Below are 9,831 nucleotides of genomic sequence, written 5' to 3'. Positions count from 1 at the left end.
CACATCGCCGCCTGGACCATCCTCATGATCCTGATCGTGCCGTCGCTGGTGGCGATCCCGGTTTCGCTGACGTCGAAGACATACCTCTCGCTGCCCTGGGACGGCGTCTCGCTGCAGCACTTCCACAATCTCTTCACTAGCGCGGAATGGCTGTCGAGCTTCGGGCAGAGCTTTGTGATTGCGCTGTGCTCGGCAGCGCTCGCCACATTCCTGGGCACGCTGGCCGCCATCGGCCTGTGGCGGGTATCAGGTAGCTTCACCGAAGCGATCCGCGCGTTTCTGCTGCTGCCGCTCATGGTGCCGCCGATCATTTCCGCCATGGCCTTCTACCGCTGGTGGGTGCCGCTGGGGCTGATCGATTCCTATTCCGGGCTGATCCTGGCCCATACCATTCTCGCCATCCCGATGGTGGTGATCACCGTCTCTGCCGCGCTCGCCAATTTCGATTTGAAGCTGGAACAGGCCTCACGCAGCCTCGGCGCGCCGCTCGCCACCACCATCCGCCGCGTCATTCTGCCCGTCATCCGGCCCGGCATTCTGGCCGGCGCGGTCTTCGCCTTCATTCTCTCATGGGACGAGATCGTGGTGGCGCTGTTCATTTCCAAGTTCGACGTCTTCACCCTGCCGCGCCGGCTGTGGAACGGCATGCGCGAGAATACCGACCCGACGGTGGCCGCCGCCGCCGTCCTGCTGATCGCCATCACCCTGGTTGCCCTCATCGCCCACACGCTGCTGACGCGGCGCAAGGCCGGGGAAACCGCCTGAACCACCGGAGGACATGTTGAGTCTCGTCAATTCCCACGAAAACCGCCTGCTGCTCGAAACCGTTCAGGCCTTCATGAAGGCGGAACTGACCCCGCATGAGGATCTGGTGGACAAGCTGGGCGAGGTGCCGCTCGATCTCGGCCGTCAGATCGAGGCGCGCGCCAAACAGGCCGGTCTCTACGCCGCGAACCTGCCGGAGGAGGTGGGCGGCGGCGGCCTGAGCCTCGAAGCCAAAACCATCATGGAGCGCGAATACGGCAAGACCAGCCATGCGCTGCACAGCTGGGCGGCGCGGCCCACCGAACTGCTGCTCGCCTGCGAGGGCGACCAGAAAGAGCGCTATCTTTACCCCTGCGTGAAGGGAGAGAAGCGCGAGCTCTTCGCCTTGACGGAGCCTGAAGCCGGCTCCGACGTGATGGGCATGAAATCCAACGCCCGCCGCGACGGCGCTGACTGGATCCTCAACGGCTCCAAGCATTTCATCTCCGGCCCCGTCATGCCGGATTTCGCCATCGTCTTCGCCGCCACGGGGGTGGATGAAACGCCGCGCGGGTCCCGTAAGCGGGTCACGGCTTTTTTTGTCGATGTCGGAACCCCCGGTTTCGATGTCCGCGAAGGCACGCATTGCGTGAGCTACCGCGGCTACAAGACCTTCCAGCTCAGCTTCGACAATGTCCGGCTCGGGCCTGGGCAGATTCTCGGCGAGGAAGGCCGCGGCCTTGAGATGTCCGGCCAGTGGCTCACCTATGGCCGCATCTTCGTCGGCGCCTCCTGCTGCGGCAAGGCGGAGCGGCTGCTGGGGCTTGCCGCCGAATGGGCCGCCAGCCGCAAGCAGTTCGGCCAGGCCATCGGCAAGTTCCAGGGAACCGGCTTCAAGCTCGCCGACATGGCCACCGAGCTGCGCGCCGCTGACCTGCTGGTGGAAGACGCGATCCGCCGCGCCAATGACGGCACGCTCACCGACGCCGATATCTCCATGGTGAAGCTCTATTGCTCCGAGATGGTCAACCGCGTGGCCGACAGCACCGTGCAGATCTATGGTGGCATGGGGCTCATGGAAGAATTGCCCGTGCAGCGCCTGTGGCGCGATGCGAGACTCGAGCGTATCTGGGATGGCACCTCGGAAATCCAGCGCCACATCATCTCGCGCGCCATCCTGCGGCCGCTCGGCGCATGACGCCGCGGCGGCGCGCCAATCTGGCCCGGCTGCTGAAGCCCCGCCATGTGGCGGTGATCGGCGGCCGCGACGCCGAGGTGGTGGCCACTGAATGCGCCCGCATTGGCTTCACGGGGCCGTTCTGGCCGGTGAACCCCAAGCGCAGCCAGATCGGCGGCCACCGCTGCTTCACCAGCGTCGAAGACCTGCCCGAACCGCCCGACGCGGTGTTCCTCGCGGTGCCGAGGGAGGCCGCCATCGGCACGCTGGAGAAACTTTCCGCCATGGGGGCGGGCGGTGTCGTCTGCTACACGGCGGGCTTCGGCGAAACCGGCGAGGACGGTGCGGCGGCGGAAGCGCGGCTCATCGCGGCGGCAGGCGATCTCGCGCTGATCGGGCCCAATTGCTACGGCCTCATCAATTATGTGGACCGCGTGGCGCTGTGGCCCTTCGCGCATGGCGGCGCCTGCCCGGGGCGCGGCGCCGCCATCATCACCCAGAGCGGCATGCTCTCCTCCGACTTCACCATGAGCCAGCGCAGCGTGCCCTTCGCCTATATGGTCTCCGCCGGAAACCAGACGGTGCTGCGGCTTGAGGACTTCGTCGATGCGCTGGCCGAGCGGCCGGAGGTGGCGGCGATCGGGCTTCACATCGAAGGCCTGAAGGACGTGCAGGCCTTCGAACGCGCGGCGCTGAAAAGTCTCAAGCTGGGAAAGCCCATCGTGGCGCTCAAGACCGGCACCTCGCGGCTGGGCGCCAGCCTGACGGTGAGCCACACCGGTTCGCTCTCCGGCACCGGCGAACTCTATGACGCGCTGTTCGACCGGCTGGGCATCATCCGCGTGACGAGCCCCGCACAGCTGCTCGAAACGGTGAAGTTCCTGTGCGTGGCGGGGGTGCCACCGGGACGCCGTCTTGCCGGCCTCACCTGTTCCGGCGGCGGCGCCACCATGCTGGCGGATTATGCCGAGCGGCTGGGCCTCCGCTTCACGCCGCCCAGTGCCGCGGCGGCGGAACAGCTGCGCAGCCAGCTTCCGGCCACCGCCACGGTCTCCAACCCGCTCGACTATACCACGCCCATCTGGGGCATTCCGGAAAAGACCCGGCCGGTGTTCGACACGCTGTTCGCCGATGGCCATGACGCCGCGGTGATCGTGCAGGACTACCCCGCCCCGGGGCTCGATGAGAGCAAGATTTATTACCGCAATGACACGCTCTCCTTCATCGCCGCCGCGAAACAGCAAGGGCTTGCCGCCGCGGTGTGCAGCACCATCGCGGAAAATCTCGACACCGAGACTCGCAGCTTCCTGGTTGAACAGGGTGTCGCCCCCATGCAGGGGATCGAGGAGTGCATGATGGCGATGGCCGCCGCCGCCTGGCATGGCGAACGCCGGGCGGAGATCGCCGCCCATCCGCCGCCGCCGCTTACTGCCGCGATGACCGCAACGGATCAGCCACGGCTCCTCGATGAAGCCGCCGCCAAGGCACTGCTCCGGGCGCGCGGCATCACGGTTCCCGTGGGCCGCACCGCCACTGGCGCTGAGGCAGCCGCCGCCGCGGCGGAGCTTGGGTTCCCCGTGGCGCTCAAAATGGTCAGCGCCCGGCTGCCGCACAAGACCGAAGCGGGTGCGGTGAAGCTGGGCCTCACCACGCAGCAGGCGGTGGCCGATGCGGTCACGCGCATGACGGCGGCGGTGACCGCGCATGATCCGGCGGCCGTCACCGATTGCTTCCTCATCGAACGCATGGCGGCGCCTCCGGTTGTGGAACTCATGGTCAGCATCCGCCGCGATCCGCAATTCGGCCTCGCCATGACGCTCGCGGCCGGCGGCGTGCTGGTTGAAATCCTGGGCGATGCCGTCACGCTGCTGTTGCCGGCCACCCGGCAGGACATGGCGCGCGCCCTGGAGCGGCTCAAGATCAGCCGCCTGCTCGACGGCTATCGCGGCGCCCCAGCGGCCAATCGCGGCGCCCTGCTCGACATGCTGGAGCGCCTCGCGACCTTTGCCGCCGATGACGCCAACCGGGTGATCGAGATCGAGATCAATCCGCTATTTGCCTGTGAACAATGCTGTGTCGTGGTCGATGTGTTGATGCAGGTGGATTAGATTGGTGCGCGCCACGAGTAATCCGTCCCTGACATATCTCCGGTTCGCAATTTGAGGGGGCATGCTGTTGGCCGCGGTGTTTATCGCGACAGCGGGGTTACATCCGGTCATGACGGGGGACTTTATACGTGACCCGGAATGAACGATCACTACCAGGTCAGTAAAGTTACTGCTATCGCATCACGAAAGGATTTGCCATAGGCTGGTCTGAGGTGTTGATCCATACCGTTTTGGGCCGGGTGTAGTCATAGATCGCTTGTAATCCGCTTTCCCGCCCATACCCAGACTCCTTGAAGCCACCGAATTCGGCAATCGGCGAGACTACGCGATATGTGTTAACCCATACGATGCCGGCACGTAGTTGCCTGGTGACACGCAGCGCCCGAGCACCGTCACGCGTAAATACACCAGCCGCAAGACCATGCCGCGTATCATTAGCAAGGCGGATCACCTGTTCCTCCTCCTTGAAGCGTAGAACGCTCAGCACGGGTCCGAACAGTTCAGTGTCAACGATCCGCATCTTCTGGTCATGGCATTCGACAATCGTAGGCTCGTAAAAGAAGCCGCTATTGTACCCAGCCGGACGTTGTCCGCCAGTCAGCAGGCGGCCGCCTTGTTCTTGTGCGAAGGCGACTTCCCGTTCGATGCGCGCCAGCTGACCTTGTGTTGCCAGTGGACCCATCTGGGTTTCCTCGAGAAGTGGATCGCCAATGCGGATCTGGCGCGCACGGGTCACCATCGTATCGAGAAAACGGTCTGCCACCTTCTCATGAAGATAGAGCCTTGAGCCCGCTACACAGGACTGGCCAGTAGCCCCAAAAATACCGGCGATCGAGCCATTCACTGCACTTTCAAGATCTGCATCGTCAAAGACAAGGAAGGGTGACTTGCCGCCAAGTTCGAGAGAAACCTGCGCAAAATTCTCAGCGGAATTACGGATGATTTGGCGGGCTGATTGCGGACCGCCGGTAAAGCTCACCCGCTGTACCAGAGGATGAGATGTCAACACTCTGCCGCAAGGGTCACCATGACCGGTAACGACATTGAACACGCCTGGCGGAAAGCCCGCTTCTTCCATTAGGCGTGCAAATTCCAGCATGGGGGCAGAGGCATGTTCTGAGGCCTTGAGTACTACGGTGTTACCCGCTGCCAGTGCCGGGCCAATCTTGACTGCAACCAGAAACAGCTGTGAGTTCCACGGCACCACTGCCGCCACCACCCCCAGTGGCTCACGCAGCGTCATAGCCAGCATGTCGGGTTTGTCGATTGGCAGCGTGGCGCCCATCACCTTGTCTGCTGCTCCGGCATAGAAATGGAAGAATTCGGCAATGTATTTTGCCTGCCAGCGCGTTTCCTTCAGCATCTTTCCGGTATCAATGGTCTCTATCCGTCCGAGATCTTCTGACTTTTGGGCCAGTAGGTCGGCGAGGCGGCGAAGATATTTGCCACGAGCCGTTGGCAGCGCCTTGGCCCATTCGCCTTCCGTGAAAGCACGATGCGCGGCCTCTACTGCACGTTCAACGTCGGTGGCAGTTGCTTCAGGAATTTCAGCCCAGTCCTCACCTGTGGCTGGGTTGAGCGAGGTGAAGCTACGGCCATCGCCTGAGTCTACCCACTGCCCATCGATGTACATCTGATATCGCTGCAGCTGACCCATATGGCGTTCCTCCCGGTCTGTCCAAAAAGTGGCGCAACCCCTGAAACGTCAATACAATAATTTCGCCGCTGTCTGTCGGAATTCTCGTATATTGGCTGAATGATGCCCGCCTAGGCTAAGATGATGAACGACGCTTCCGGCAAACAAGTGATTGGTCGGCCCATGCTGATTGGCGGGCGCAAGCTTTCTTTGTCGCGGGCGGTCAGGGCTGGAGACTTCGTATTCCTGACTGGACAGGTCCCTTTCAAGGATGGTCAGGTGATGACCAGTGGCAGTGTAGAGGACCAGACTCGCGCAGTGCTGGAAGACATCCAACTGACCCTTGCCGAGGCTGGATGCAGCTTGGGCGATGTTGTCAAGGCTATGGTCTGGCTTCGTGACAGGGCAGATTTTCCAGGTTTCAATGCGGTTTATGGCGAGTATTTTCCACACGAGCCTCCCGCACGGTCAGCAGTCGTGAGTGAACTTCTCGTCGACGTGCGGGTCGAGGTCGAAGTCGTGGCCTATAAACCGCAACGGGCCTGAAATGCCGCAACGGACTCCACACGGCACGGTTTACGAGATTTGGGGTCAAGGCGAGGCTAGCGTGGTTCTCGTGCACGGTTTGGGGCTTAACCGTCACGCATGGCAATGGCAAATTCCCGCTTTGGCCGATGGCTTCCGGGTCATTGTCTATGATCTTCTCGGCCATGGGGAAAGCAGCCTGCCATCGCAGCAGCCTTGCCTTGCGGTGTTTTCAAGCCAGCTTCTCGAGTTGCTCGATCATCTTGGTATCGAACAGGCTGCCGTTCTTGGCTTCTCGCTGGGTGGCATGATTGCTCGGCGCTTTGGAATGGATCACCCCGAGCGGCTCTGGGCATTGGGCATTCTGCATTCCGCCCATGCGCGAGACGCCCAAGCTCAGGAAGCGATTCTGAAGCGTGTCCAGCAGGCAAGAGCCGAGGGGCCGGCGGCAACTGTCGAGGCTGCGCTCGGCCGCTGGTTCACTGACGGCTTCCGCGCCGCCAATCCGGCATTGATGGACAGTGTACGCAGTTGGATTCTCGCCAACCGCAAGGAAGTGTACTGGCCCATCTATCAGGTGCTGGCGGATGGCGTCGCGGAGCTTGTGGCACCCTCGCCGCCGGTCAAAGTGCCGGCGTTGGTGATGACTGGTGATGAGGACTATGGCAACTCACCTGAAATGAGTCGTGCAATTGCCAGTGAACTGCCTAAGTCGGAGCTGGCCATTCTTCCTGGCTTGCGTCATATGGCTCTCGCCGAAGCACCAGATATGTTCAATGCGAGGCTCGTGGACTTTCTTAACCGGGTGAAGCCCAATGGCTGAAGCGAGCAAGGGCATTCTTGCCGGGCTGCGTGTTCTGGATTTCAGCCGCATGCTGTCAGGCCCCTACTGCACCATGATGTTGGCCGATCATGGTGCAGAAGTGATCAAGATCGAAAGTCCGGAGGGTGATACCAGCCGCAGCAACGGCCCATTTCGCGCGGATGACAACGACAAGATGTGGGCTGGCTATTTCGTCAGCCTCAATCGGAACAAGCAGAGCATTTGTCTTGATCTCAAGACTACCGAGGCGCGCCTGCAGATCCGCTCTCTGGTGAAGAGTGCGCATGTGCTGGTTGAGAACTTCCGTCCCGGTGTGATGGAGCGGCTGGGCCTTGGCTATGAGGCCTTGCTCGAAGACAACCCAGCTCTCGTCTACGCCGCTATTCGTGGCTTTGGCGATCCTCGAAGTGGTGAGAGTCCCTATGCGCAGTGGCCATCCTATGATGTGGTTGCTCAGGCCATGGGTGGTCTCATGAGCATGACGGGACAAGGCCCTGGCAGTCCGATGAAAACCGGACCCGGTATCGGCGATATCTTCACCGGCATGATGATGTCTTTTGCGATCATTGCTGCCGTTCGGCACGCCGAAAGGACCGGGCAGGGTCAATTTGTCGATATTGGCATGTATGACGCAATTCTGAGTCTGTGTGAACGTCTTGTCTATCTTTACGATATGGAAGGCCAGATCGCCGAACCCGCTGGCAATGGCCATCCACTTCTAGCACCTTTCGGCATTTTCCCGGCGTCGGACGGGTGGGTCTCGATTGGTGTCGTTGATGATGCCTTCTGGCGAGAGCTGGCGCGCATCATGCAGCGCGACGATCTGCTCAATGATCCGCGGCTGGCCACCAAGACCGGACGGCGCAGACATGCCCAGGATGTCAATGCAACCGTCTCTGACTGGACCCGATGTCATAGCAAGGCCACGCTTGGCAATCTGCTTGGTGGACGGCTGCCGTTTGGTCCAGTGAACGATGCGGCAGACATCTTTCGCGATCCTCACGTGACTGCGCGCGGCATGATTGCCGAGTTGCCGCACGCCGAGCCTGGAAAGGCAGGATGGCGGGTGGCTGCCAATCCCATACATTTTAGCAAGACACCTGCCGTGCCGCTGACCGCGCCGCCGGAACTTGGTCAAGACAACGACAATCTGCTTCGGCATGTCGATAGAGCGGGGACGGACGAGTAGGGAGAGTCAGATGGAACTGCAGATCAGAAAACTTGTCAATTTTGAAGAGGAAATCCACTTTGAGGGCCAACGTGCAGCACGGCCACCTCTGCGCATGCTCGGTGTTGCAGCCGTTGTCAAGAACCCCTGGGCTGGGCGGGGTTATGTCGAGGACCTGAAGCCCGAGATCAAGGCTTTTGCACCATTGTTAGGCAAACTTCTTACAGAGCGCATCGTTGCGATGGCAGGTGGTGCAGACAAGATCGAGGCCTATGGCAAAGCGGCAATGGCGGGTCTTGACTGTGAGCAGGAACATGCTTCTGCCCTGATCCATACCTTGCATTTCGGTAATTTCTATCGCGAGGCCTTGGGGGCCAAGACCTATCTGGGCTTCACCAATACACGGGGGCCTGCCAACAGCCAGATTCAGATTCCACTGATGGATAAACATGATACTGGACGCCGATCACACTATCTCACTGTGCAGTTCTCGATCGCTGATGCGCCTGCCGATGACGAATTGATTGCAGCTTTTGGAGGAGCGACCGGTGGAAGGCCGCACCATCGAATTGGTGATCGGTACCAGGATCTCTCTGAAATAGGAGCGGATGTCAGCGATCCCGCGAAGCTTTCGCGCTAGGTAACGATTGTCACGGCAGTCTGGCGGCGACTGTAAGTAGCAGGGCGGATAAGAAAAGCATCCGCAGTAATGCTGCGCGTAATAGGATCAGCCATAGACGTAGGGTCCGCCGTAATAGCCAACCCATCCGGGCCACGCGTGAAGTCCACCCCAACTCGAGTCGGCCGCTACGAATCCACCGCCATAGCCGCCACCGTCGCCATGGAAGCCACCATCGCCGCCGCAGAAATGGTCGATGAACACTGCGGCGGGGCCACTCATGCCTCTAAGATCTCCCTCAAGCAACTGCATGGCAGTGGTCAAGATGCTGACATCAAGTTTTGTAACACTCAGAGTGACAACTGCATCTGCAAATCCGGCCTCCTCACTGCCAAGAAGCGAAACCGTTGCGTTGGGCGGGTCATTCCTGAAGTTCCAGTGCTAACGCAATATTGTGACCTGTATCATGCCGAGCAGAGTCCCTTCAAGGCAACACAGTTAGGATACCGCTATTTGGGAGCAACGCTCAGATCTGTGATAGTAACGAGAATAGCGTCAATGCCCTTCGGCATCAGCAGTTGTCTTATTGTTTACCAGGCATCCAAGGAACACTCTCCATGTTTCTGTGAACAGCCTGTTCGTGAGTCCGCCTAGCCAGGGCAACTAATGAATAACAGCACGATCTACAGCGTCAACTTCTGTGACAGCAACGATGATGACCGCATAAAAGCTTGCAATCTGTCCTAGATGACCCGCGTATGATCTAGGCAGAGGTGCTCGGCCACTGCTGTGGTGTCGCGAGGCAGAAATGGCTCCTCTTGCATCGCGATTATTTGGTCTGTTCCGCTGGTAACACTCAAGTGTCATGCTGAGAGCCTGCCGATGATACCTCTCGCTCCTGCAAACGCCCGCTGAAGACAATAATGATGATAACCGGAGAGAAACTCCTCATTTTTTGAGACTATTGATTAGCCTTGGTTTGATGACAAAGTTTTCGAATATCTTGCCGCTGCGAATTAAAAAGCATCAGA

The 9,831-nt window shown here is 60.3% G+C and carries 9 protein-coding genes; 7 read left to right on the top strand and 2 right to left on the bottom strand.

Translation table 11 applies throughout. From position 1 onward, the window contains the following. The 3 genes from ACILRN_RS13140 to ACILRN_RS13130 all read left to right on the top strand — a co-directional run. Window positions 1–765 (top strand): ABC transporter permease (locus tag ACILRN_RS13140; RefSeq protein ID WP_395688970.1); only part of this gene is annotated, 765 nt, incomplete at its 5' end. A 13-nt stretch (window positions 766–778) separates the two neighbouring features. Next, window positions 779–1,942, top strand: a complete 1,164-nt coding sequence (locus ACILRN_RS13135; RefSeq protein WP_395688968.1) for an acyl-CoA dehydrogenase family protein — start codon at window positions 779–781, stop codon at window positions 1,940–1,942. After that, window positions 1,939–4,029 (top strand): acetate--CoA ligase family protein, encoded by a 2,091-nt coding sequence (locus ACILRN_RS13130; RefSeq protein WP_395688966.1) that lies wholly within the window; start codon window positions 1,939–1,941, stop codon window positions 4,027–4,029. The genes ACILRN_RS13135 and ACILRN_RS13130 overlap by 4 nt, the downstream gene beginning before the upstream one ends. Window positions 4,030–4,201: 172 nt before the next feature. On the opposite strand, the gene ACILRN_RS13125 is transcribed toward ACILRN_RS13130, so the two are convergent. Further along, on the bottom strand, window positions 4,202–5,677 hold the full coding sequence (locus tag ACILRN_RS13125) for an aldehyde dehydrogenase (protein ID WP_395688974.1): 1,476 nt from the start codon (window positions 5,675–5,677) through the stop codon (window positions 4,202–4,204). A 159-nt stretch (window positions 5,678–5,836) separates the two neighbouring features. On the opposite strand from ACILRN_RS13125, the gene ACILRN_RS13120 reads away from it, so the two are divergent. The 4 genes from ACILRN_RS13120 to ACILRN_RS13105 all read left to right on the top strand — a co-directional run bounded on the left by ACILRN_RS13120 (window position 5,837) and on the right by ACILRN_RS13105 (window position 8,821). Beyond that, window positions 5,837–6,211: a RidA family protein gene (locus ACILRN_RS13120; protein WP_395688972.1), complete on the top strand. Its 375-nt coding sequence runs from the start codon at window positions 5,837–5,839 to the stop codon at window positions 6,209–6,211. Window positions 6,212–6,272: 61 nt separating this feature from the next. Continuing rightward, window positions 6,273–7,013, top strand: a complete 741-nt coding sequence (locus tag ACILRN_RS13115; RefSeq protein WP_395688964.1) for an alpha/beta fold hydrolase — start codon at window positions 6,273–6,275, stop codon at window positions 7,011–7,013. Next, on the top strand, window positions 7,006–8,202 hold the full coding sequence (locus ACILRN_RS13110; RefSeq protein ID WP_395688962.1) for a CaiB/BaiF CoA transferase family protein: 1,197 nt from the start codon (window positions 7,006–7,008) through the stop codon (window positions 8,200–8,202). The genes ACILRN_RS13115 and ACILRN_RS13110 overlap by 8 nt, the downstream gene beginning before the upstream one ends. Window positions 8,203–8,212: 10 nt before the next feature. Beyond that, window positions 8,213–8,821: an amino acid synthesis family protein gene (locus tag ACILRN_RS13105; protein ID WP_395688960.1), complete on the top strand. Its 609-nt coding sequence runs from the start codon at window positions 8,213–8,215 to the stop codon at window positions 8,819–8,821. An 87-nt stretch (window positions 8,822–8,908) separates the two neighbouring features. Here ACILRN_RS13105 and ACILRN_RS13100 read toward each other — a convergent pair whose 3' ends face one another. Further along, window positions 8,909–9,082 carry a hypothetical protein gene (locus tag ACILRN_RS13100; protein ID WP_395688958.1) on the bottom strand — a complete coding sequence of 58 codons (174 nt, stop codon included), beginning with the start codon at window positions 9,080–9,082 and terminating at the stop codon, window positions 8,909–8,911. Window positions 9,083–9,831 lie beyond the last annotated feature (749 nt).

Origin of the sequence: Aestuariivirga sp., assembly GCF_044238155.1 — a bacterium.
In the GTDB taxonomy this organism is placed as follows: domain Bacteria; phylum Pseudomonadota; class Alphaproteobacteria; order Rhizobiales; family Aestuariivirgaceae; genus Aestuariivirga.
This window is presented reverse-complemented; position numbering and strand designations above follow the sequence as displayed.